Raw genomic sequence first — 22122 nt, 5'->3', positions numbered from 1 at the left:
GTGCGCATGGCAGCGAACGAAGCGCGACAGGCCGGCGTGGCCGCGCTCGCCCGTGAGATCGAGGACTTCATGGCCGCGGGTGGCTGGGACCAGCCGCCGCAGCTGTTCGCGCTGGTGCCCACGGCGGCACTGCTGGACGAGCAGCCGGAGCTGGCCGGGCAGCTCGATCGGGCGAACCCGCTGACGCCGGTGGCGCAGGAGGCACTGCCCGAGGGCGACCTGGCCGAGGCGCTGGCCCGGATCGCGTGGCCGGACCTGGTCGTCGGGTGTGCACTGGCCCAGGAGATCATCGTCCTGCCGCCGGGCTCGGAGTCGGAACTGCCGGACGTCGCGGAAGCGGACGCGGAGAGCCTCCGCCGCGCGGCCGCCAACCACCCGCAGCGGACCGAGGCCCGGCTGGTCGCGGCGGTCCTGCGCGAAGGGGAAGGCGCCTGCGTGATGCGGCTGCGCGGGATCGGCACGGCCGAGGGCACGGACGAAACGATGGACGAGATCGTGGAAAGCCCCGACCTGGCCCCGAATCTGGTCGAAGCGCTGAAGGCCACGCTGCAGCCTTAGCAGGAGGCCGTCGGGCGTCCCGCCTTCAGGTTGGCCAGCTGGGCGAGTGCGTCGTCCAGTGTGGACACCTTGATGAGGTTGAGCCCGGCGGGCGCGTTGGTCTTGGCCTCGGCGCAGTTGTGCTCGGGAACGAGGAAGTCCGTGGCGCCCGCCTCACGGGCGCCGACGACCTTGAACGAGATCCCGCCGATCGGGTCGACCTCGCCGGTCTCGGTGATCTCGCCGGTGCCGGCGATGTGCCGGCCGCCCGCCAGGTCGCCGGACTCCAGGCGGTCGATGATGGCGAGGGTGAACATCAGCCCGGCCGACGGGCCGCCGACGTCCTGCAGGGAGATGTTGACGGTGAACGGCGCGTCGGCGCGGTCGACCGCCGTGAGGCCGACGAAGCCCTCCTTGCGGTCGGGGCGCGCGGCGAGCGTGAGCGGCACGGTCCGCTCGGGCTGGCCGTCGGACTGGAAGGTGATCTGGACGGTCTGGCCGGGCAGGGTGCCGGTGAGCGCGGCCCGCACGTCGGCGGCCTCGACGATCTTCTTGCCGTTGACGGTGATCAGCCGGTCGCCCGGGGAGAGCACGTGGTCGGCCGGGCTGTCGGAGACGATCTGCTTCGCCAGCACCTTGATCGGGTAGCCCAGCTTGCGCAGGGCGGCGACCTGGGCGTTCGTCTGCGAGTCCTGCAGCTGCTGGATGTTCTCCTGCTTGACCTGCTCGTTGGTCTCGCCCGGCTTGAAGTACTCCTCGCGCGGGGCGAGCGCGTACCGGCCGCTCGCCCAGAAGCCGAGGCCCTGGAAGAGGGTGACGCCGTCGTGCAGCGAGACGGTCGTCATCCGCAGCTCGCCGGTGGTCGGGTGGGTCTCGTGACCGGTGACCTGGATGACCGGGTTGCCCGCCGCGTCGCGACCGAGCGTGTCGTAGGTCGGGCCCGGGCTGATCGCCACGAACGGCACCGGCACGATCGAGCCGAGCACCACGAAGATCAGGAACAGCGAGCCGCTGACCACCAGTGTCCAGCCGCGGCGGGTCATCCGGCGGCCCTCGCCGGCGGGCTCCGCCGCCGGTTCCGGGACACTCTTCGCGGGGGCGGTCTCCTCGGAGGACTTGGTCACGACCGACAGCGTACGGTGACCGCGTTCGCTTCTCGGTGAAGGCCACGCACATGGGTCCGGTTGACGCGCTCGAGGACCGCCGACCCGCGTACGGTGGACGCATGAGCAAACCCCCGTTCGGCTTCGGACCTTCCGATCCCGACAAACGAGGTGAGAACGACCCCTCGGAAGGCGGGCAGTCCGGCGCCGAGGCCTTCAACCAGCTCGGGCAGATGCTGAGTCAGCTGGGCCAGATGCTCAGCCAGGCCGGCAGCTCCAGCGGGCCGGTGAACTACGACCTCGCCAAGCAGATCGCCCTGCAGACCCTGGGCAGCGAAGGCAACACCGGAGAGAGCAAGCTCGGCTTCCGCGGCGGCGACGACGCGAACGCCGCGGTGCGTGACGCCGCCCACCTGGCCGAGCTGTGGCTCGACGCGGCGACGGTGTACCCCGCCGGCGCGACGTCGGCGGTCGCCTGGTCGCCGCGGTCCTGGGTGGAGAAGACGCTCCCCACGTGGCAGCGGCTGTGCGACCCGGTGGCCCGGCAGGTTTCGGGCGCCTGGATGGAGGCGCTGCCGGAGGAGGCCAAGCAGGCCGCCGGACCGCTGCTGCAGATGATGGGGCAGATGGGCGGGATGGCCTTCGGCTCCCAGCTCGGCAACGCGCTGGCCCAGCTCGCGTCGGAGATGCTGACCTCGACGGAGATCGGCCTGCCGCTGGCCCCGGCCGGCACGTCGGCGCTGCTGCCCGCGAACATCGAGAAGTTCGCCGAGGGCCTGGAGCTGCCGAACAGCGAGATCCTGGTGTTCCTGGCCGCGCGCGAGGCCGCGCACCAGCGCCTGTTCACGCACGTGCCGTGGCTGCCGCAGCGGCTGCTGGCGACGGTCGAGGAGTTCGCGCACGGCATTTCGGTCGACACCTCGGCCCTCGAATCGCTGGCCGGCCAGATCGACCCGGCGAACCCGGCCAGCATCGAGGAAGCGATGTCGTCGGGGCTCCTGGAGCCCCAGACGACGGAGGAGCAGAAGGCGGCGCTGAACCGCCTGGAGACGCTGCTGGCCCTGGTCGAGGGCTGGGTCGACGTGGTGGTGGCCGAAGCGGTCGGCGACCGTCTCCCGGGCGCGGACGCGCTGCGCGAGACGCTGCGCCGCCGTCGCGCAACGGGCGGCCCGGCGGAACAGACGTTCGCCACGCTCGTCGGCTTGGAGCTGCGCCCCCGGCGGATGCGTGCGGCGTCGGCGCTGTGGAAGCTGGTGGGCGACCGCCACGGTCTGGAGAAGCGCGACGGCCTCTGGTCCCACCCGGACCTGATGCCGACGGCCGAGGACCTGGACGAGCCGATCGACTTCGCCGACCGAGTGGGCGAAGCCGGCTCGATCGACGACCTCGACCCGATCGCCGAATTGGAGCGCACGGAGCGTTCGGAACGCGAAGAGCGTGAGAAGGAGGAGGAGCCGCCGACGGACGAAGGCGGCAAGTCCTCCTGAGCTGAGTCCCTCTCCGGCTGCGTCACTCCCGGGCTGCGTCACTCCGGGCTGAAGGTCCAGCTGAGGTGAGTCCCGGATGGCCGGTGTCCCGCGATCGCGGGGCACCGGCTTTCTGCGGTCCGGCGCCGCTCCAGCCGACAAATCGCCGTCCCGCGCCGACTCAGCCAGCCACCGCCCTTCTCCGACCGGCGCCCCGGCGTCCACCCTCCCGCGCCTCTTCAGCACCCCTCCCCTCCACCGGCGCCCCGGCCCATCGAAGCGGCGGGGGCGACCCACCTCCGCAGGTCGCCCCGGCCACCATCACCCGCTCAGTCCTCGGTGGAGATCCCCCACCCGGCTGCGGCCGACAGCCCTTCGAGGTACCCGATCGCCCGTTCCGTCTTCGGGTACCGCCGCACGAGCGCCCAGAAAGCGGCGTCGTGCCCGGGCTCCCGCAGGTGCGCCAGCTCGTGCACCAGCACGTAGTCCAGTACCCACGGGGGCACCTTGCGCAGCCGGTCGCTGACCCGGATGGTCGCGTCGACCGGCGTGCAGGACGCCCACCGCGTACGCATCGGCGGTACCCAGCGGACACTCGCCGGCACCGCGGTGCCGCCCAGGTACTTGCCCGACAGCAGCGCGCAGCGCGCCAGCAGGGCTTCGTCCGACGTCTTCGGGGACGCCGGCCGACGTGGTTCCGAGCGCTGCAGTTTGCGCTCCATCTCGGCGACCCAGTGTTTCTCCTCCGCCCTGGTCATCCGCGCGGGGATGAGCACGACGAGCGTGTCGTCGTGCCAATACGCGGTGACCGTCCGGTGCCGGCGCTGGCTGCGCCGCACTTCGACCTTGTGTCCGGGTGTGTCCGACGAGGGGTTCGTTTCCCCTCGGCTCCTCAGCGAGGGCATCCGTGCTTCGACCACCCGACAACGGTAAGGCCAGGCACCGACAACTCCGAGCGCCTTCAGGTCACAGACCCGAGTTGTCCACAGCCGGCTCCACTTGTGGACAACTCGGCCGTTCCGGCCTCTTCGCGGGCCTCCCGGTCGCCACCGGGTGCAATCCTGCGGACATGATCCTCGACACCGCGGACATGCCACCGGTGCTGCTGCCGGCGCACCCCGCCCTGCTCCCGGGCCTCACCGTGCTCGAACGCGGCCCGCGCGAGATCCAGATCGGGCTCGACCCGCGCCACGGCGTGATCGTCGAAAACCTCTCCCCGGACCTCGCCGCGAGGGTGCGCGCCCTCGACGGCAGCAAGCCCGTCGAGCGGCTTCTGCTCGCCGAAAGCGAACACCGCGACCAGTTGCGGACGCTGCTGCGGCAGCTGACCGCGCTCGGCCTGGTCACCGACGCCGGCCGGCCCGACGACCCGGGCTTCCGCGGCGAGCCCGGACTCTGGTCGCTGCGGGCCCGGCACCACCAGCCGGCCATGGCCGCTCGGCGGCGGGCCGCCGCGGTCTCGGTGCACGGCGACGGCCGGGTGGCGGTGGCGGCCGCCGTGCTGCTGGCCAACGCCGGCATCGGGCACGTGGAGCTGCAGGTGTCCGGCGCGGTGACCGAACACGACCTCGGCTCGGGCTTCACCGACGCGGACCTGGGCCGGCCCCGGCGGCAGGCCCTCGCCGACCTGCTCCGCCGGGTGGATCCCGAGGTCCGCGTCACCCGTCTGCACGACCGGTACCCCGAGGTGGCCCTGCTCACCGACGCCGTCGTGCCCGCTCCCGAGGTCGTCGCCGAGCTGATGGAGGACGGCGTCCCGCACCTGGCGGTGCGCGTCCGTGACGGCACGGGCATCGTCGGGCCGCTGGTGGTGCCGGGCCGCAGCTCGTGCCTGCGCTGCGCCGACCTGCACCGCACCGACCTCGACCCGTGCTGGCCCCGCGTCGCCGGGCAGCTCGCCGGCCGGCACCAGCGACCCGACCTCGGCGCGGTCCAGTCGTGCGCATCGCTGGCCGTCGCCCAGGCCATGCGGCTGCTCTCCCCGGGCGAGCCGGCCCCGCCGGCGTGGAACGCGACCCTCGAGATCGACGCCTTCGACGGCCGCATCCGCCACCGCCGCTGGCCGCCGCACCCACGGTGCGGTTGCGGGGCGCGGGAGGTGATCCTGGAGACGTAGTCCACGAAGACGTCGTGCGCAGGCTGCGCGCGGGGGACGCCGCAGGGCAGAATCGCCGGTGTGACCGACTTCCGCGACCCAGCCGATCGTGACACCGCGATGCCGCGCAAAGGTGCCGCTCGTACCGCCAAGCTCGCCAGTCTCCCGCTCGGCATCGCCGGCCGGGCGGTCGGCGGCTGGGGCAAGAGGCTCGCGGGCCAGAGCGCGGAGCAGGTGAACGCGACGCTGTCCGCGAAGGCCGCCGAGCAGCTGTTCGAAGTGCTCGGCACGCTCAAGGGCGGAGCGATGAAGTTCGGCCAGGCGCTCAGCGTGTTCGAGGCGGCGGTGCCGGACGACATGGCGAAGCCCTACCGCGAAGCCCTGACGAAGCTGCAGGCCGCCGCGCCACCGATGTCGGTCCGGCAGACCCACCGGGTGCTCGCCGAGCAGCTGGGCCGCACCTGGACCAGCCGGTTCGCGTCGTTCGACGACGAACCGGCGGCCGCCGCGAGCATCGGCCAGGTGCACCGCGCGGTCTGGCACGACGGCCGCACGGTCGCGGTCAAGGTGCAGTACCCGGGCGCCGACGAGGCGCTGCGCAGCGACCTGCGGCAGCTGCAGCGCTTCAGCAGGCTGTTCCAGGCGTTCGTGCCGGGCACCGAGGTGAAGCCGCTGCTGGCGGAGCTCGCCGAGCGGATGAACGAGGAACTCGACTACCAGGCCGAGGCGCAGCACCAGCGCGCCTTCGCGAAGGCGTTCGACGGCGATCCCGGCATCCTGGTGCCGCGGGTGGTGGCGAGCGCACCCAAGGTCGTCGTGACGGAATGGGTGAGCGGCACCCCGTTGTCGAAAGTGATCGCGGACGGGGATCGCGAGACGCGGAACCTGGCGGGCCGGCTGCTGACCGAGTTCCACTACTCGTCGCCCGAACGCGTCCACCTGCTGCACTCGGACCCGCACCCGGGCAACTTCATGATCACCGAAGACGACAGGCTGTGCGTGATCGACTTCGGCGGCGTCGCCCGGCTGCCCGAGGGCATCCCCCGCCACCTCGGCGAGCTGACGAGGCTGGCCCTCGACGGCGAGTCCGCAGGGCTGATGGACCTGCTGCGGGAAAACCGGTTCATCCGGCCGGACAGCGACCTGACCGCGGACGAAGTGCTGGCGTACCTGGCGCCGTTCACCGAGCCGCTGGCCGCGCCGACGTTCCACTTCACCCGCCGCTGGATGCAGAAGCAGGCCGGGCGGGTCGGCGACAGCCGCGGCAACGACTTCCGGGTCGGACGTTCGCTCAACCTGCCGCCCGAGTACCTGATGATCCACCGGGTGACAGCGGGGTCGACGGGCATCCTCTGCCAGCTCGACGCGGAGATCCCGGCCCGCGGCATCGTGGAGCGCTGGCAGCCCGGGTTCGCCGCCTGAGTTGTCCACAGGCGGCGCCGCGAACGGACGGATTCCGCCGAGTTGTCCACAGCTGCGGGGAACGGGGTTCCACCCGGTTGGCCGAGCCGCCATGCTCGGAGCATGACTGCTACTCAATGCACTGACCCGATCGCCCTTCGTAATCCTGGCGCCTGCGAGGTGATGAACCTCGAACAGCTACGCCGTGCTGGGGTGTCCGACCGAAGAACCCGGCGGCTCTGCGGCCCCGGCGGGCCGTGGCGCCGCCTGCACCCCGGTGTCGTCCTGCTGCGCAACACCACCCCGACGCGGCAGCAGCTGCTGCACGCCCTGCTCGTGCGCTACGGGCCGGGAGTGGTGATCACCGGCGCCGACGCACTGCAGGCCCACGGCGTGAAGTGCCCGACAGCGAGCGAGATCCGGCTGCTGGTGCCCGACCACTGCCGGGTGGTGGCGTGCGAAGGTGTCCGGCTGGCGCGGACGGCCCGGCTACCGGAGCCGGTCGTGATCGACGGGTTGCCGTTCGCCCCGCCGGCCCGGGCGACGCTGGACATGGCGCGGTCCGAGCCCGACCCGGTGCGGATCCACCAGCTGCTGACGTTGCCCCTCTACTGGGGTCTGTGCGACCGGCAAGAGCTGCTGACGGAGCTCGCCACGGGCCCCCAGCGCGGCACGGCAGCGGTCCGCAAGGTGCTCCGCGACCTCGACGAGGGGCCGATCCAGGCCCACGGTCTGGCAACGCACGTGCTGGACATGGCCCACCTCCCGCCCCCGAGCTGGGACCTGACGATCTGCGACCGCCGCGGCCGCCGCCTCGGCGAGGCCGACGCGTGGTGGGACGAGATCGGCCTGGCCTGGCAGTACCGCTGCACGCCAGGCCCCGGAGGCGGCTTCAGCCACCTGGCCCTGGCGGCCACGGGAATCGTCCTGGTCCGCTGCACGGTCCGCCAGCTGCGCCAGGTTCCTCAGGACGTGGCGCAGGAGCTGGCCCGGGCATTCGGCGACGCATCCCGCACGCCCCGCCCCCGAGTCCGCGCGATCCCGATGACCCCGATGGGAGACGCCGCCTGACCCCCGCACCCACCAAGCGCGGCCCCGGCCCCACCACCAGGCGGCTCGCCCACCAACCCACCGAGGGAGGCCCGCTCACAGGCACCCGCCGGCACAAACCACCGCGCAACCCAGGCCCCGCCATTCCACGCCACCCGCGGCGAGCCTCTCGCCGTCACCACTCAGGAGCGCGATTGATCACCAATATTCGTCCGGCAGCTTGCCTTCGATGTCCCGCACGTGCTGCCGCGCGCAGTCCGGGCACAGCCACCGCAGCACACCCTGCTCGCGGGTCGACACCCACGCGAGCGCCGTAACCGGATCGTCGGCGGCGGCGGTGCGGGTGCGACCACAGCGGGTGCACACCACCGGTTCCGGCGCGCTCACCGGGAGCGTCCACAGTGGATTGCCTTGGCGCCGAACAGGTACAGATCGTCCCGGTGGCCGAGGAAGTCCGGGCTCCGTGGGTCGGTCAGTGCGGTGACCGCGGCGCGGTCGTCGGCGTCGAGCCACTCCCCGGCCGACTCCGCGAACCACCCGACGCGGTGCACCACGTACTCGCGCAGGAGGTCCGAGCCCGGCATCGGGTGGTCGATGAGCGTGCCGAACGACTCGACGTCCTCGAGGCCGGCTTCGCGAAGCGCGCGCTGCCAGCCGTAGGGCATGGCGATGCTGCCCGGGATTCCGGCGCGCATCCGCGCGAACCACGAGGCGCGAGCTGCGAGCAGCCGCTGCTCGAGTCCGGGGCGGCCGACTCCGAGCTCCCACGGCAGGCACCGCATCTCGAGGCCGCCCTCGGCGATGGCCAGGACCCCGCCCGGTCGCAGCAGTCCGGCGAGCGTGCGCAGCGCGGCCTGCTGATCGCCGATGTGGTGCACCACGCCGGACGCCCACACGAGGTCGGCGGCCGGTACGGCCAGCGCGGGGTCGGCGAGGTCCCCCGGCAGGCCGACGACCTCGACGGAGTCGTCGGCCACCTCGGCGACGGCCCGCTTCGCCTCGGCGAGCAGCTTCGGCGTGGCGTCGACGAGCACGACGGTGCCCCCGGCGCCGCGGGCGAGCTCGCGCGCGAACAGCACGCTCATCCCGCCCGCGCCACACCCGACGTCGACGACCGTCGGCCGCTCCGGCACCGAGCCGACGAGCCGATGAGCGACGGGCGTGAGCGCCTCGGCGTCGAGGGTGTCGGCCATGCGCAGCTGGGCGAGGCGGTCCGCCCAGTCGATGTCGTCGTGGGTGTGTCCGGACATCGTCCCATTCAACACCAGAAAAGAGCGCGCGAAGGCCCCCGCCGCCCGGGGAGGGGCGGCATGGGCCCTGCGCTCAGTTCTGGTCCTGGTACCGCTCCGCCCGGCGAGCAGCCCATCGGGCTACTCGCGTCCAGCGGCGGACGGCACGCGCGCCACCTCGGGCCCGCTGGGCGCGGACCCCTTCCTCCAGATCCCGTATTCGGGCCCTGGACAGTTCTTCGTAAAGCAACATCTCGCTGATCTCCTCGATCTCGGTCTTCGTCAACTGCAGCTGCTCGCTGCGGGGGTGGGCTTCGTAGTCCCTTGTGGTGACCGGTTCGACGCTCATGCGGCAGCGCTCCGGTGATCGCCGTCGGCCTTGGCCGCGGCGGGCTCGACGGTGACGTTCTTGCGCGGACGGCCGCGGGGCCGCTTGCGGGCGATCACGGCGCCGCGCTCGAAGATCTCGCCACCCCAGACGCCCCACGGCTCACGCCGGGCCAGCGCACCGGCCAGGCAGGCCTCGCGCACGGGGCAGTCGGCGCACTGCGCCTTGGCGCGCTCGAGCTCGGCCGGGGACTCCGCGAACCACAGGTCCGCGTCGCCGGAACGGCAGGGCAGCGCGACGTCGGGAACGGCGATCGGGTCGAGCAAGTCGACGAATATTGCCTCACCGGCGGTGTAGGCGACGGCCGAAGACATGGTGGTTCCTCCTTGTGTCGTACGGGTTTTGGGTTGGGTGCTGGAGCGGGGCAACGCTGGTTCCTCTTGGGTTGTGCAGCCAAAAAGCACGAAGGCCGCGGATCCGGTTTTCCCGGTTCCGCGGCCTTCGTGAGCCTCGTGTCCTGACTAGGTCAGGAACTTCGCTCCCGTATCGACAACGGAACACGGAACTGCTTGATGGTCGGCAGATCAGCCTGCGGGTACGCGGCGAGAACGCCCTGCGTCCCGAAGACGACGACACCGGTGGCCCGACGACGCGAGACGCGCCGCATGCCACGGACCTCGTGAGCGCTCACGGGCACACCGGCGCCCGGGCGCTGAGCAGCCGCAACTTCCGCGGCGCAGGACAGACGGGTGCCCGGGTTCGTGAGCGTCATGTTGATGGTCATTTCACCGGCACCTCCTTCTGTACTCTGCACACGCGGCCGCTGAGCGGCCTTCCGTAGATCCCCAGTCGAGCCCTTCGGGCTCGGTACTGGCAGGTTATTGCCCCGGCCCGCACCGGGGCAACTCAATTAACGGGAAAATCCTCGAAGATACGAAGATCGCCCCTGAGCAGCGGGTTCGCCGCGTCGATCATGGTTCGGACGCGGTCAAGACTCCGTCGACGCCGCCCGCACGACGCCGAGGATCTCCGCGCCGAAGCGTTCGAGCTTGGTCGCCCCGATGCCGGAGATCGACACCAGCGCCGCTTCGTCGGCCGGGCGCTGCTCGGCGATGGCCATCAGCGTCGCGTCCGTGAAGACGACGAACGTCGGCACCTTGAGCTCGCGCGCCCGGTCGGCGCGCCACGACTTCAGCCGCTCCAGCAGACCCTCATCCACTGTGGACGGGCAGCGCCCGCAGCGGCCCAGCTTGACGTCGAGGGTTTCCAGCAGCGGCCCGCCGCAGACGCGGCAGCGCGCCTTGACCGGCGTCGCCTGCTTCTGCTGGGACCGCGCCACCCTGGCGGCCGGGTGGTCCTCCGGGACCAGGCCGTAGAGGAACCGGCTGCGCCGCCGGTTGCGCCGCGCGCCCGGCGTGCGGGCCAGTGCCCAGGACAGCCACAGGTGCTCGCGGGCCCGGGTGACGCCGACGTAGAACAGCCGCCGTTCCTCCTCGATCGCCGCCTCGTCCTCGCCGGCGTGCAGGATCGGCATCGTGCCCTCGGCGAGGCCGACGAGGAACACCGCGTCCCACTCCAGGCCCTTCGCCGCGTGCAGCGACGCCAGCGTCACGCCCTCGACCGTCGGCGGGTGCTGGGCCGCCGCGCGCTGGTCCAGCTCGGCGTTGAAGCGCGGCAGGTCCGCGTCCGCGACCGCCGAAGCGAGCTCTTCGGCCAGCTCGACGATCGCCAGGAGCGCGTCCCAGCGTTCCTTCGCCGCGCCGCCGGCGGGCGGCGACTCGGTCAGGCCGACCCGCGCGAGCACCGAACGGACCGTCGTGACCAGGTCGGAGCTGACGTCCCCGCTCGCCGCGCGCAGCGCGGACATCGCCTGCCGGACCTCCGTCCGGTTGAAGAACCGTTCGCCGCCGCGGACCAGGTACGGGATGCCGGCCTCGGCCAGCGCCGACTCGTAGGCCTCGGACTGGGCGTTCACCCGGTAGAGGACCGCGATTTCGCTCGCCGGGACACCGCCGTCGAGCAGTTCGCGCACCCGGCGGGCGACGGCCCCCGCTTCGACCGCCTCGTCGTCGAACTCGGCGAAGCGCGGTTCGGGCCCCGGCGGCCGCTGGCCGATCAGCTTCAGCCGCGAGCCCGCCGGCCGCCCCCGCGCCGCGCCGATCACCCGGTTCGCCAGCGCGACGACTTCGGGGGTCGACCGGTAGTCGCGCTCGAGCCGGACGACGGTGGCGTCCGGGTAGCGCCGCGTGAACTCGAGCAGCGCCCGCGGCGACGCGCCGCCGAAGGAGTAGATGGTCTGGTTGGCGTCGCCGACGACGGTCAGGTCGTCGCGGCCGCCGAGCCACGCGTCGAGGAGGCGCTGCTGCAGCGGCGTGACGTCCTGGTACTCGTCGACGACGAAGCAGCGGTAGCGGTCGCGGAACTCCTCGGCGACCGTGCCGTGCTCCTCGAGCACCGCGGTCGTGTGCAGCAGCAGGTCGTCGAAGTCGAGCACCTGCGCGGCGTTCTTCAGCTCTTCGTAGATCCGGTAGACCTCGGCGACCTGCGCCGCCGGCGCCGGGATGTCCCGCTGGGCGCGCGCGGTGACGGCCGGGTAGTCCTCCGGGCTGATCAGCGACGCCTTCGCCCACTCGATCTCGCTCGCCAGGTCACGCAGGACCTCGACCTCGGCCCCCAGCTTGGCCCGGTTCGCGGCCTGGCCGACGTACCGCAGCTTGTTCTCCAGCAGGTCCCACGGCCGGTCGCCGACCACGCGCGGCCAGAAGTAGCGCAGCTGGCGGCGGGCCGCCGCGTGGAAGGTCAGCGCCTGCGCCGCTTCGACGCCGAGGCCGCGAAGCCGCGTCCGCATCTCCCCCGCGGCCCGCGTCGTGAACGTGACGGCGAGCACCTGACCAGCGGAAACATGCCCCGATCGGACGAGGTGGGCGATCCGGTGGGTGATCGTGCGGGTCTTGCCCGTGCCGGCTCCGGCGAGCACGCAGACCGGCCCCCGTGGGGCACTGGCGGCGGCGCGCTGCTCGGGGTCGAGGCCATCGAGCAGACGGTTGATGCTCTTGGTGGAAAGTACGCCGGTCACGTCCGGCATCCTCGCAGAGGGGGACGGGGAATCGGGGCAGGGGCACGCGGCCGTATCCTGGTCATATGGCGGGACAGCAGGACTCGGGTAAGAACAAGGAAGCGGCCAAGCAGGCCAAGAAGGAGAAGCGCGCGGCGAGCAAGGCCCGCCGTGGCCAGCTCTTCGAGGCCTTCAAGATGCAGCGCAAGGAAGACCCGTGGCTCATCCCGTGGATGGCCGGGTCGATCGTCGTCGTCGCCGGTGTGGCGTTCGGGATCGGGTTCTTCTTCAACGCGCAGTGGGTGCTCCTGCCGCTCGGCCTGGTGCTCGGCGCCCTGCTCGCCATGATCATCTTCGGCCGGCGCGTCCAGAAGACGGTCTACTCGAAGGCCGACGGCCAGCCCGGCGCCGCGGCGTGGGCGCTGGAGAACCTGCGCGGCCGCTGGAAGGTGACGCCGACCGTCGCGGCGACGACGCACTTCGACGCGGTGCACCGGGTCCTCGGCGGCCCCGGCGTCGTGCTGATCGCCGAAGGCGCGCCGCACCGCGTGAAGACGCTGCTCGCCCAGGAGAAGAAGCGCGTTTCCCGCCTGATCGGCGACACGCCGATCTACGACGTGATGATCGGCCACGAAGACGGCCAGCTCCCGCTGAAGAAGCTCCAGGGCTACCTGATGAAGCTGCCCCGCAACCTCAAGCCGGCCCAGGTGGACGCGCTCGAGGCGAAGCTGGCCGCGCTCGGCAACCGCGGCGCGGCGATGCCCAAGGGCCCGATGCCGGCCGGCGCGAAGATGCGCAACGTCCAGCGGACGATCCGCCGCCGCTGACCCGCACGACGAAAAGGCCCCCCGTCCGAACCGGACGGGGGCCTTTTCACGCTCACCACGTCCGGGTGAATTTCGGCGCGCTCAGCGCATCCGGATGACGACGGTGCCGGTCAGCCGGTCGAGCCAGCTGCGGCCGTCGGCGTTGCGGACCGCCGCCGGGATGAGCACGAACGTCAGCGCGGCGCGCACCAGTGCCCGCAGCGGCCCGACCAGCGCGGAGCCGTCGAGACGGGCCACGCGGATGCCGACGGCGCCCATCCCGGGGGTGAAGCCGAAGAACCCGGCCGACAAGACGGAGATGACCGCCCACACCCCGCCGGACCAGAGGTTGAAGTTCTGCATCGCGGCCGGATCCTGCAGGCTGGGATGTAGGAAAATGGCCGTGACCAGGGCCGCGACCACCAGGTCGACGATCAGCCCGAGCAGCCGCGCGCCTCCGCTGGCTGCCGAGCCGACGCCCGATTCGGGCAAACCGAACTTCTCGCCCGGCCAGCGTGAGCCGTGCTGATCAGTGTCCGGGCCGCCGTCGCCGGTGCCGGGTAGCCATTCGCCGGTCCATCTCGCCACCCGTCTAGGGTATGCCGGTGGCGTGGAACACATCCGACCTGGTCGGATACCCGATATCGACCACCCGTTAACACCGGCGAAACATACGGGTGACGGTCGGGCAACACCGCACTTTTAGCGTGAGCCGAAGAGAGCACTGCCGTACGAGCTCGAACGAGAAGGAGTCACCGAGGGTGCCCACTACTCCAGACGACATCCAGCGCCTCATCGCCGACGAGGACGTCGAAGTCATCGACGTCCAGTTCTGCGACCTGCCCGGCGTGATGCAGCACTTCACGGTCCCCGCGAAGGCCTTCACCGAAGAGGCCTACGAAGAGGGTCTCGCGTTCGACGGCTCCTCGGTGCGCGGCTTCCAGTCCATCCACGAGTCCGACATGCTGCTGCTGCCGGACCCGGCGACCGCGCGGATCGACCCGTTCCGCAAGGCGAAGACGCTCGCGCTCAACTTCTTCGTGCACGACCCGTTCACCCGTGAGGCGTACAGCCGCGACCCGCGCAACATCGCGCGCAAGGCCGAGCAGTACATCTCCGAGTACGGCGTCGCCGACAACGTGTACTTCGGCCCCGAAGCCGAGTTCTACATCTTCGACTCGGTCCGCTTCGACTCCGCCGAGCACGCCTCCTTCCACGAGATCGACTCGATCGAGGGCTGGTGGAACACCGGCGCCGACGAGGTCGGTGGCAACCAGGGCTACAAGACGAAGTTCAAGGGCGGCTACTTCCCGGTCCCGCCGGTCGACCACTTCGCCGACCTGCGCGACGACATCGTCCGCAACCTGCAGGGCTCCGGTTTCGAGATCGAGCGCGCGCACCACGAGGTGGGCACCGCCGGCCAGACCGAGATCAACTACAAGTTCAACACGCTGCTGCACGCCGCGGACGACCTGCAGCTGTTCAAGTACATCGTGAAGAACACGGTGTTCGCCGCGGGCAAGACGGCGACGTTCATGCCGAAGCCGCTCGCCGGCGACAACGGCTCGGGCATGCACTGCCACCAGTCGCTGTGGAAGGACGGCCAGCCGCTGTTCCACGACGAGTCGGGCTACGCCGGCCTGTCGGACACCGCGCGCCACTACATCGGCGGCCTGCTCAAGCACGCCCCGAGCCTGCTGGCCTTCACGAACCCGACGGTGAACTCCTACCACCGCCTGGTGCCGGGCTTCGAGGCGCCGGTTTCGCTGGTCTACTCGCAGCGCAACCGCTCGGCCTGCGTCCGCATCCCGATCACGGGCAACAACCCGAAGGCGAAGCGCGCCGAGTTCCGCTGCCCGGACTCGTCGGGCAACCCGTACCTGGCGTTCTCGGCGATGATGATGGCCGGCCTCGACGGCATCCGGAACAAGATCGAGCCGCCGGAGCCGATCGACAAGGACCTCTACGAGCTCCCGCCCGAGGAGGCCAAGGACGTCAAGCTGGTCCCGGGCGACCTGGGCACGGTCCTCGACACGCTGGAAGCCGACCACGAGTACCTCCTCGAGGGCGGCGTCTTCACCCCGGACGTGATCGACACGTGGATCTCGTACAAGCGCGAGAACGAGATCGACCCGCTGCGCCTGCGTCCGCACCCGTACGAGTTCGCCCTGTACTACGACGTGTGATCCACCGGTAGTACGGCCCTGAACACGCCGGTGGCGAGGTGCGAAGAGCCCTCGCCACCGGCGTTTCTTATGGTCACTCCGCCGTCGACAGCAGCTTCAGGTCGGCGCCCGCGGCCTCGAACCTGCCGCGCGGATCCTCGACCAGCTTGCGGCGCTCCAGGTCCATCAACCCCAGCGTGCAGGTGATCTCCGCGGCGAGCGTGCCGTCGAGCTTGATGATGTCCGAGTCCATCTTGAACGTCTTGCCGCTGCCGAACTTGGCCTCGCACGTGACGTCCACGACGTCGCCCGCGCGCAGCTCGCGGCGGAACACCACGTGCGTCTCCAGCAGCACCGAAGCCAGGTTCGCTTCCCGGAAACCTTCGAGGCCGCCGGCCGCTTCGAACAGCTCCAGCCGTGCCACCTCGCCGTACGAGTGGTACACGGCGTGGTTGAGGTGGCCCAGGGTGTCCAGCTCGTAGTGCCGGACCTTGATCCGGGTCCGGAACGGTTCGCGATCGGTCACTCTCCCACTCTAAGCGACCGCTCAGCTCGCGTAGAACAGGTGCTCCACCACGGCGTGCGCCCGCCGGGTGATGCGGCGGTAGGAGTCGAGGAACTCGCCGGGATCGTCGCCGGCCGACTGGCCGAGCACCCGGGCCACCGCGGCCAGGTCGCGGCCGGAGCCGGGGACCTGGTCGACGGCCTTGCCGCGCACCAGCATCCCCGCGTTGCGCACCCGGGTCGCCAGCAGCCACGCCTCGGTCAGCGAGTTCGCTTCGGCCGGCTCGGCCAGGCCCGCTTCCGGGAGCACCGCCAGTGCGTCCAGCGTCGACGTCGTCCGCAACGCCGGGACCGCGTGCGCGTGCTGCAGCTGCAGCAGCTGCACCGTCCACTCGACGTCGGCGAGGCCGCCGCGGCCCAGCTTCGTGTGCAGCGTCGGGTCGGCGCCGCGCGGCATCCGCTCCGTCTCGACGCGGGCCTTGATGCGGCGGATTTCCCGTGCCTTCGTCGCGTCCAAGCCGCCTTCGGGGTAGCGGATCGGGTCGATCATCGCGATGAACCGCGTGCCGAGGTCGTCGTCGCCGGCGATGAACCGCGCCCGCAGCAGCGCCTGTGCCTCCCACACCTCGCCCCACCGCGCGTAGTAAGCGCGGTACGACTCCAGCGTCCGCACCAGCGGTCCGCTCCGCCCCTCCGGCCGCAGGTCGGCGTCGACCTCCAGCGCGGGGTCCGAGCTGGGGGCGCCCAGCATCTTCCGGACGGTCTCCGCGACCGACGACGCGAACTTCACGGCGTCGGCGTCCGAGACCCCTTCGGACGGCTCGCACACGAAAAGCACGTCGGCGTCGGAGCCGTAGCCGAGTTCGGCACCGCCGAGCCGGCCCATCCCGATCACGGCGATGCGCGCCGGTGTCCGGCCGAGTTCGGCCTGCCGCTGGCGGAACGCCGCGGCCAGCGCGCCCTGCAGCACGGCCACCCAGACGCTCGAGAGTGCTTCGCAGACAGCAGGCACTTCGAGCAGTCCCAGCAGATCCGCGCAGGCGACGCGCAGGAGTTCGTGCCGCCGCAGCGAACGCGCGGCCGCGACGGCGGCGTTCAACCCGGGCTGACGCCGGACTGCGGCCCGCAGCGACTTCGCCACCTCGGCGGGCGTGCGGCCCACCAGCCGGGCCGGATCGCCGAGCAGCTGCAACACCTCCGGCGCGCGGACCAGCAGGGCCGGCACCAACCGTGACGTGCCCAGCAGAAGGGCCAGGTTCTCCACGACCGTGCCCTCGTCGCGCAACACCCGCAGATACCACGGGGTGGCTTCGAGCGCCTCGGACACCTTCCGGTACGACAGCAGCGCGCCGTCCGGATCGGGCGTGTCGGCGAAGAGGTCGAGCAGCACCGGCAGCAGCGCCTGCTGGATCGCGGCGCGCCGCGATACACCCGAGGTGAGGGCCTTGATGTGCTGGAGCGCGCCGTCGGGCGCGGTGTAGCCGAGCGCGGCCAGGCGGCTGGCGGCCTGCTTGGTGGTCAGGCGCAGCGCCTCGGCAGGCACGTTCGCGACCGACTGCAGCAGCGGCCGGTAGAAGATCTTCTCGTGCAGGCGCCGGATGCCCTTGCCGTGCCGCCGGAACTCCGCGAGCAGCGCCTCGCCCTGGCTCTTGCCGCCACTCGCCTTGATCCCGCTGGCCCTGGCGAGGATCCGCAGCTCGTCGGTTTCGGTCGTCGCCGGGAACAGGTGGGTCCGGCGCAGCCGCCGCAGCTGCAACCGGTGCTCGATCATCCGCAGGAACTCGTAGGACGCACCCAGCTCGGCGGCGTCCTGACGGCCGACGTAGCCGCCCTCGCCCAGCGCAGCGAGCGCGTCCATCGTGGACGGTGAACGCAGATCGGCGTCGACCCGGCCGTGCACGAGCTGCAGCAGCTGCACGGCGAATTCGACGTCACGCAGGCCGCCGCGGCCCAGCTTCAGCTCGCGTTCGGCGTGTTCGGACGGGACGTGCCCCTCGACCCGGCGGCGCATCTGCTGCACCTCGCCGACGAAGTTCTCCCGGTCGGCCGCCGACCACACCAGCGGCGCGACCATCTCGGCGTACTGGCGGCCGAGCTCGGCGTCGCCCGCCACCGGACGTGCCTTGAGCAACGCCTGGAACTCCCAGGTCTTGGCCCACTTCTGGTAGTAGCCGTGGTGGCCGTCCAGTGTGCGGACGAGCGCGCCGGCCTTGCCTTCGGGGCGCAGCGCCGCGTCGACCTCGAAACACGCCTTCCCGACGACACGCATCATCGTGCTCGCCAGCCGCGTCGCGAGGCCGAGGTCGCCCTCGCCGGCGAAGATGACGTCGACGTCGCTGACGTAGTTGAGCTCCCGGCCGCCGCACTTGCCCATGGCGATGACCGCGAGGGTGCCTTCGACGGATGCGCCGGCTTCCGCCTCGGCGACGACCAGCCCGGCGGCCAGTGCGGCTTCGGCCAGCTCGGTCAGCTGCGCGGCGACCTCGGCGTAACCGGGGTGCTCGAGCCCGGCCTCGACGACGTGCCCGAGGTCGGCGGCGGCGATGCCGAGCAGCTGGCCGCGGTAGGCGACCTTGAGAGCCTGCTCGGCTTTGAGCCCGACGAGCACCGAACCGTCGTCGCCGAGGAGAGCCGCGCGCAAGGCTTCCCGGTAGCAGGCGGAGTCGGTGCACTTGTCCCCGGTGAGCGAGCGCCACTGCTCCGGGTGCGCGGCGAGGAAGTCGGCGAGCGCGCTCGACGTCCCGAGCACGCTGAGGAAGCGGCCGCGGAACGTCCGGTGGGTGCGGAGCTGCTGTTCGAGGTCGGCCCACTCCGCGGCGTCGGCCTCGCGGATCCGGTCCAGGCTCAGCAGGGCGAGGTCGGGGTCGGCGGTACGGGACAGCGCCGCGAGCACGTCGGCGACCGCGTCGACCGGGCCGGCGTCGGCCCACCAGCCGGCCGCGCGCAACCGGCCCTCGGCACGGGAATCGGTGAAGCCGTACCTCGCCGCCGAAGCGGTCGTTCGCGCGCGGTCTGCCATCACCGACCACCGTAGCCGGGGAACACGGCTCAGGCGGCCAGCCGGCCCGGCTCGGCCCCGGCGGGCGTCGGCTCGGGCACCTGGAAGCTGTGCGCGGTGACGGGGTGGCGTCGCGAGAGGAGGTAGATGCCGAGGCCCACCCCGATCCCGACGACACCGACGGCGATCGTGCCCGCGGTGCCGAGGGAAGCGACCTTGCCGGAGACCGCGCCGACGATCGCCGCCGCGGGCAACGTGAACAGCCACGCGACGACCATCCGGCCCGCCATCCGCCAGCGGACCGGCGCATCCCGGCGGCCGACGCCGGAGCCGACGATCCCGCCGGAGCAGACGTGCGTCGTCGACAGCGGGAAACCCAGCCGCGACGAGACGAGGATGACCAGCGCCGAGCTCGTCTGGGCGGCGAAGCCCTGCGGGCCTTCGATGTCGGTCAGGCCCTTCCCGAGGGTGTGGGTGATGCGCCAGCCGCCGAGGTAGGTGCCGAGCGCGAGCGCGCACGCGGCGCTGACGATCACCCAGACCGGCGGCGACGCACCCGACGGGAGGGTGCCGGCGCTGACGAGGGTGAGCGTGATGACGCCCATCGTCTTCTGCGCGTCGTTGGTGCCGTGGGCAAGCGAGACGAGGGACGCCGAGACGATCTGGCCGACCTTGAACCCGCGCGTGGCCGGGCGGCCCCGCACCACGAAGCGGTAGACCAGGTAGGTGGCGACCATCGCGACGAGCCCGGCGATGACCGGGCTGGCCGCGGCCGGGATCAGGACCTTCTCGACGATCTTTCCGAAGTGGACGGAATCACTGCCCGCCGACACCCAGGTGGCGCCGATCAGGCCGCCGAACAACGCGTGCGACGAACTCGACGGCAGGCCGACGAACCACGTCACGAGGTTCCAGACGATGGCGCCGATCAGCCCGCCGAAGACGATCGCCGGGCCGATCTTCGTGTCGTCCACCAGACCGCTGGAGATCGTCTTGGCGACCTCCACCGACAGGAACGCGCCGACCAGGTTCAACACCGCGGAGATCGCGACGGCCACGCGGGGCCTGAGCGCCCCCGTGGCGATCGACGTCGCCATCGAGTTCGCGGTGTCGTGGAACCCGTTCGTGAAATCGAATACCAAGGCCGTGATGACGACGACCACGACCAGCAACGAGGGTTGCACCCCGACCTCCGCACCCTTGTGGGGACTCCTCCCGCAAGGTACCTGACGGGTACGCCCGGCGTTAACAGCGTGTTGCCGGTTGTGACCTCTGTCGTCAAGCCAGCGGCAAGGTGCGTTGCCTTCCCGCGGCAGGCTCGAGTTCCCCGGCGGCCAACCGGACGAACCGCTGGACGAACGGACGCCAGGTTTCCTCGATGTCGGCGTGCGCGGTGACCAACGCGTCGTGGTCGAGCGAACCCGGCCGCGCGAATTCCGCCTCGTCCGGGCACTCCGCGGCCCAGCTCTCGACGACGGCGGGCGTCGTCTCGATGTGGAACTGGACACCGTAGACACAACGCCCGATCCGGTAGGCCTGGTTCGGGTAGAGCGGCGAAGATGCGAGCCACTCGGCGCCGGGCGGAAGCCGGGTGATCGCGTCGGTGTGGAACTGGAGGACGTCCTGCACGAGCGGCAGATCGGCGAACAGCGGGTCCATCCACGCCGCGTCCTTCTTGCTGACGAGGTGCGGCCCGACCTCGGGCCCGTCCGGGCCGACCTCGACGCGGCCACCGGTCGCGACGGCCAGCAGCTGGGCCCCGAGGCAGATGCCGAGGGTGGGCGTGCTCTTCGCCGCCGCCTTGGCCAGCAGGCGCCGGACGTCGGCGAGCCACGGGTGCTTGGCGTCGTCCTCCGCGGCCATGCCGCCGCCGAGGCAGACGACGCCCTGGTAGCCGTCGAGATCGGCGGGCAGGTCGTTTTCCGGCAGCAGACGGATGTCGAGTTCCGCGCCGGCCGCGGTCAGCCAGTCGCCGAGGGGGCCCACCGGGTCCGACGGGTCCGGCTGGATGATCAGGATTCGGGTCACGCCTTCCAGGGTAGGTCAGCAGGCGCAGCGGATTCCTTGAGTCGTGGTTGCTTGCCTCGCGGTTGCCTGCTTCGCCGTTGGTTGCGCCGCGGTGCCTTCGATCGGGTGGCCGGCAGCGATCCAGCTCGTGATGCCGCCGGAGAGCCGTTTCACCTTGAAGCCGAGCTCGGCCAGCTTGAGCGCGCCCTTGGTGGCGGCGTTGCAGTTGGTGCTCTCGCAGTAGCAGACGTACACGACGTCCCGGTCGAGGTGCGCGGTCGTCTCGGGCGTCAGGTCGCGGTAGGGCAGGTTGATCGCGCCGGGAATGTGTGCCTGGGCAAAGGCTTCGGGCGCCCGGGTCTCGACGACGACGTAGCCATCGGTGCGTCCGGCGTCGAGGTCCCGGACGAGGTCGTCGGGATCGACCTCGAAGCCGAGTTCGGCGCCGAAGTACTTCACAGCGGCTTCCGGTGTCGCGGCGGGGAAGGCGAGAGTGCGTGTCATGGGGTAAATCCTGCTGGGGCAGGCGGTTTCCGGACAGGGCAGAATCGGGGTGGAAGCCCGGAACGGCCGGGGATTTCCCCGTTCCGGCCCTGCGAACCCGGGAGAGTTGCGGTGGACCACCTCGACGACGTCGACTGGCGTCTGCTGGAGCTCCTGCAGGCGGACGGCCGCCTGAGTTTCACGGAGCTGGGCCGCCGGGTGTCACTGTCCGGCTCGGCGGTGACGGAACGCGTCCGCCGTCTCGAGGAGCGCGGCGTGATCACCGGCTACGCGGCGAGCATCGACACGACAAAGCTGGGGTTGCCGATCGAGGCGCTGGTGCGAGCCCGGGTGCGGAGCCTCGACACACCCCGGTTCCGGACGGCGGTGCTGCCGCTGGCCCAGGTCGTGGCGGCGGACCACGTCACGGGTGAGGAGTGCTGGATCCTGCGGGTGCTGTGCCGGGATACGGCGGAACTGGAGACGCTGGTCGAGAAGGTCCAGCGGTACGGGGAGACGACGACGTCACTGGTGTTGTCGTCCCCGTTGAAGCGGCGTCCGCTCGCTCGGCCGGGATCCGTTTGAGGCATCACAGCGCCGGCGTTCGGCCGCGGTCGCGTGATCCGGGCCGGGAGTCACGTGACTGGGGCCGGGACTCGCGTGATTAGGGCCGGAACTCGCGTGACTGGGAGCGGAAGTCGCGTGATTGGGGGCGGGAGTCGCGTGACCGGGCGGGGTGTGGGTATGCGGAAAGGCCCCGGGAGAACCATCACAGTTCTCAACCGGGGCCTTTCACATGTTAAGTTCGGCGGTGTCCTACTCTCCCACAACCCTTCGGTTGCAGTACCATCGGCGCTATCAGGCTTAGCTTCCGGGTTCGGAATGGGACCGGGCG

22 protein-coding genes and 1 rRNA gene are annotated in these 22122 nt (G+C 71.4%); 8 read left to right on the top strand and 15 right to left on the bottom strand.

All coding sequences use genetic code 11. The annotated features are described in order from the left end of the window. Window positions 1-6 precede the first annotated feature (6 nt). Window positions 7-558, top strand: a complete 552-nt coding sequence (locus AB0F15_RS35965; protein ID WP_360280541.1) for a PPA1309 family protein — start codon at window positions 7-9, stop codon at window positions 556-558. On the opposite strand, the gene AB0F15_RS35960 is transcribed toward AB0F15_RS35965, so the two are convergent. Beyond that, a complete protein-coding gene (locus tag AB0F15_RS35960; protein WP_360280539.1) occupies window positions 555-1661 on the bottom strand; it encodes a PDZ domain-containing protein in 1107 nt (368 codons plus the stop codon). The genes AB0F15_RS35965 and AB0F15_RS35960 overlap by 4 nt on opposite strands. 101 nt (window positions 1662-1762) lie before the next feature. Between AB0F15_RS35960 and AB0F15_RS35955 the strand changes: the two genes are divergently transcribed. Further along, window positions 1763-3127 (top strand): zinc-dependent metalloprotease, encoded by a 1365-nt coding sequence (locus AB0F15_RS35955; protein WP_360280536.1) that lies wholly within the window; start codon window positions 1763-1765, stop codon window positions 3125-3127. Between the two features lie 308 nt (window positions 3128-3435). Here the strand turns inward: AB0F15_RS35955 and AB0F15_RS35950 are convergent, their stop codons facing one another. Further along, the gene (locus AB0F15_RS35950; protein WP_360280534.1) at window positions 3436-3945 is read right to left on the bottom strand and encodes a M48 family metallopeptidase; all 510 of its coding nucleotides are present in this window, start codon (window positions 3943-3945) and stop codon (window positions 3436-3438) included. 230 nt (window positions 3946-4175) lie between these two features. Here AB0F15_RS35950 and AB0F15_RS35945 point away from each other — a divergent pair, with 230 nt between their 5' ends. From AB0F15_RS35945 to AB0F15_RS35935, 3 genes are all read left to right on the top strand, one after another. After that, window positions 4176-5222 (top strand): hypothetical protein, encoded by a 1047-nt coding sequence (locus AB0F15_RS35945; protein ID WP_360280531.1) that lies wholly within the window; start codon window positions 4176-4178, stop codon window positions 5220-5222. A 60-nt stretch (window positions 5223-5282) separates the two neighbouring features. Then, window positions 5283-6623, top strand: a complete 1341-nt coding sequence (locus AB0F15_RS35940; RefSeq protein ID WP_360280528.1) for an AarF/ABC1/UbiB kinase family protein — start codon at window positions 5283-5285, stop codon at window positions 6621-6623. A gap of 162 nt (window positions 6624-6785) precedes the next feature. Beyond that, window positions 6786-7673: a hypothetical protein gene (locus AB0F15_RS35935; RefSeq protein ID WP_360280525.1), complete on the top strand. Its 888-nt coding sequence runs from the start codon at window positions 6786-6788 to the stop codon at window positions 7671-7673. A gap of 177 nt (window positions 7674-7850) precedes the next feature. Here AB0F15_RS35935 and AB0F15_RS35930 read toward each other — a convergent pair whose 3' ends face one another. From AB0F15_RS35930 to AB0F15_RS35905, 6 genes are all read right to left on the bottom strand, one after another. After that, window positions 7851-8039 carry a hypothetical protein gene (locus AB0F15_RS35930; protein ID WP_360280522.1) on the bottom strand — a complete coding sequence of 63 codons (189 nt, stop codon included), beginning with the start codon at window positions 8037-8039 and terminating at the stop codon, window positions 7851-7853. After that, window positions 8036-8902, bottom strand: a complete 867-nt coding sequence (locus tag AB0F15_RS35925; protein ID WP_360280519.1) for a methyltransferase — start codon at window positions 8900-8902, stop codon at window positions 8036-8038. The genes AB0F15_RS35930 and AB0F15_RS35925 overlap by 4 nt, the downstream gene beginning before the upstream one ends. A gap of 73 nt (window positions 8903-8975) precedes the next feature. Then, window positions 8976-9230 carry a hypothetical protein gene (locus AB0F15_RS35920; protein ID WP_360280516.1) on the bottom strand — a complete coding sequence of 85 codons (255 nt, stop codon included), beginning with the start codon at window positions 9228-9230 and terminating at the stop codon, window positions 8976-8978. After that, window positions 9227-9583, bottom strand: coding sequence for a WhiB family transcriptional regulator (locus AB0F15_RS35915; RefSeq protein WP_360280513.1), 357 nt, complete (start codon window positions 9581-9583; stop codon window positions 9227-9229). Before AB0F15_RS35915 ends, AB0F15_RS35920 begins: the two co-directional genes overlap by 4 nt. Before the next feature lie 152 nt (window positions 9584-9735). Continuing rightward, complete coding sequence (locus AB0F15_RS35910) at window positions 9736-9993, bottom strand: hypothetical protein (RefSeq protein WP_360280510.1); 258 nt, start codon at window positions 9991-9993, stop codon at window positions 9736-9738. A gap of 204 nt (window positions 9994-10197) precedes the next feature. Then, complete coding sequence (locus AB0F15_RS35905) at window positions 10198-12294, bottom strand: ATP-dependent DNA helicase UvrD2 (protein WP_360280507.1); 2097 nt, start codon at window positions 12292-12294, stop codon at window positions 10198-10200. Between the two features lie 56 nt (window positions 12295-12350). On the opposite strand from AB0F15_RS35905, the gene AB0F15_RS35900 reads away from it, so the two are divergent. Then, a complete protein-coding gene (locus AB0F15_RS35900) occupies window positions 12351-13091 on the top strand; it encodes a DUF4191 domain-containing protein (RefSeq protein ID WP_360280505.1) in 741 nt (246 codons plus the stop codon). A gap of 81 nt (window positions 13092-13172) precedes the next feature. Here AB0F15_RS35900 and AB0F15_RS35895 read toward each other — a convergent pair whose 3' ends face one another. Further along, complete coding sequence (locus AB0F15_RS35895) at window positions 13173-13562, bottom strand: RDD family protein (RefSeq protein ID WP_360280586.1); 390 nt, start codon at window positions 13560-13562, stop codon at window positions 13173-13175. Window positions 13563-13831: 269 nt separating this feature from the next. Between AB0F15_RS35895 and glnA the strand changes: the two genes are divergently transcribed. After that, window positions 13832-15256, top strand: a complete 1425-nt coding sequence (glnA, locus tag AB0F15_RS35890; protein ID WP_360280503.1) for a type I glutamate--ammonia ligase — start codon at window positions 13832-13834, stop codon at window positions 15254-15256. Between the two features lie 73 nt (window positions 15257-15329). Here glnA and AB0F15_RS35885 read toward each other — a convergent pair whose 3' ends face one another. From AB0F15_RS35885 to AB0F15_RS35865, 5 genes are all read right to left on the bottom strand, one after another. Continuing rightward, the gene (locus tag AB0F15_RS35885; RefSeq protein WP_360280500.1) at window positions 15330-15761 is read right to left on the bottom strand and encodes an acyl-CoA thioesterase; all 432 of its coding nucleotides are present in this window, start codon (window positions 15759-15761) and stop codon (window positions 15330-15332) included. A 21-nt stretch (window positions 15762-15782) separates the two neighbouring features. Next, window positions 15783-18758, bottom strand: a complete 2976-nt coding sequence (locus AB0F15_RS35880) for a bifunctional [glutamine synthetase] adenylyltransferase/[glutamine synthetase]-adenylyl-L-tyrosine phosphorylase (protein WP_360280498.1) — start codon at window positions 18756-18758, stop codon at window positions 15783-15785. 29 nt (window positions 18759-18787) lie between these two features. After that, window positions 18788-19921 (bottom strand): inorganic phosphate transporter, encoded by a 1134-nt coding sequence (locus AB0F15_RS35875; RefSeq protein WP_360280495.1) that lies wholly within the window; start codon window positions 19919-19921, stop codon window positions 18788-18790. A gap of 94 nt (window positions 19922-20015) precedes the next feature. Further along, on the bottom strand, window positions 20016-20765 hold the full coding sequence (locus AB0F15_RS35870) for a type 1 glutamine amidotransferase (RefSeq protein ID WP_360280492.1): 750 nt from the start codon (window positions 20763-20765) through the stop codon (window positions 20016-20018). A gap of 15 nt (window positions 20766-20780) precedes the next feature. Further along, entirely contained in the window at window positions 20781-21248 is a 468-nt protein-coding gene (locus AB0F15_RS35865; RefSeq protein WP_360280490.1) for a rhodanese-like domain-containing protein, read from the bottom strand. Between the two features lie 111 nt (window positions 21249-21359). Here AB0F15_RS35865 and AB0F15_RS35860 point away from each other — a divergent pair, with 111 nt between their 5' ends. After that, a complete protein-coding gene (locus AB0F15_RS35860) occupies window positions 21360-21812 on the top strand; it encodes an Lrp/AsnC family transcriptional regulator (protein WP_360280487.1) in 453 nt (150 codons plus the stop codon). Window positions 21813-22030: 218 nt separating this feature from the next. On the opposite strand, the gene rrf is transcribed toward AB0F15_RS35860, so the two are convergent. Then, a 5S ribosomal RNA gene (gene rrf, locus AB0F15_RS35855) occupies window positions 22031-22122 on the bottom strand; the annotation flags it as partial.

The sequence above is a fragment of the Amycolatopsis sp. NPDC026612 genome, from assembly GCF_040638285.1.
GTDB lineage: Bacteria > Actinomycetota > Actinomycetes > Mycobacteriales > Pseudonocardiaceae > Amycolatopsis.
Note: the sequence above shows the minus strand (reverse complement) of the source record. Positions and strands in the feature narration are given on the sequence as shown.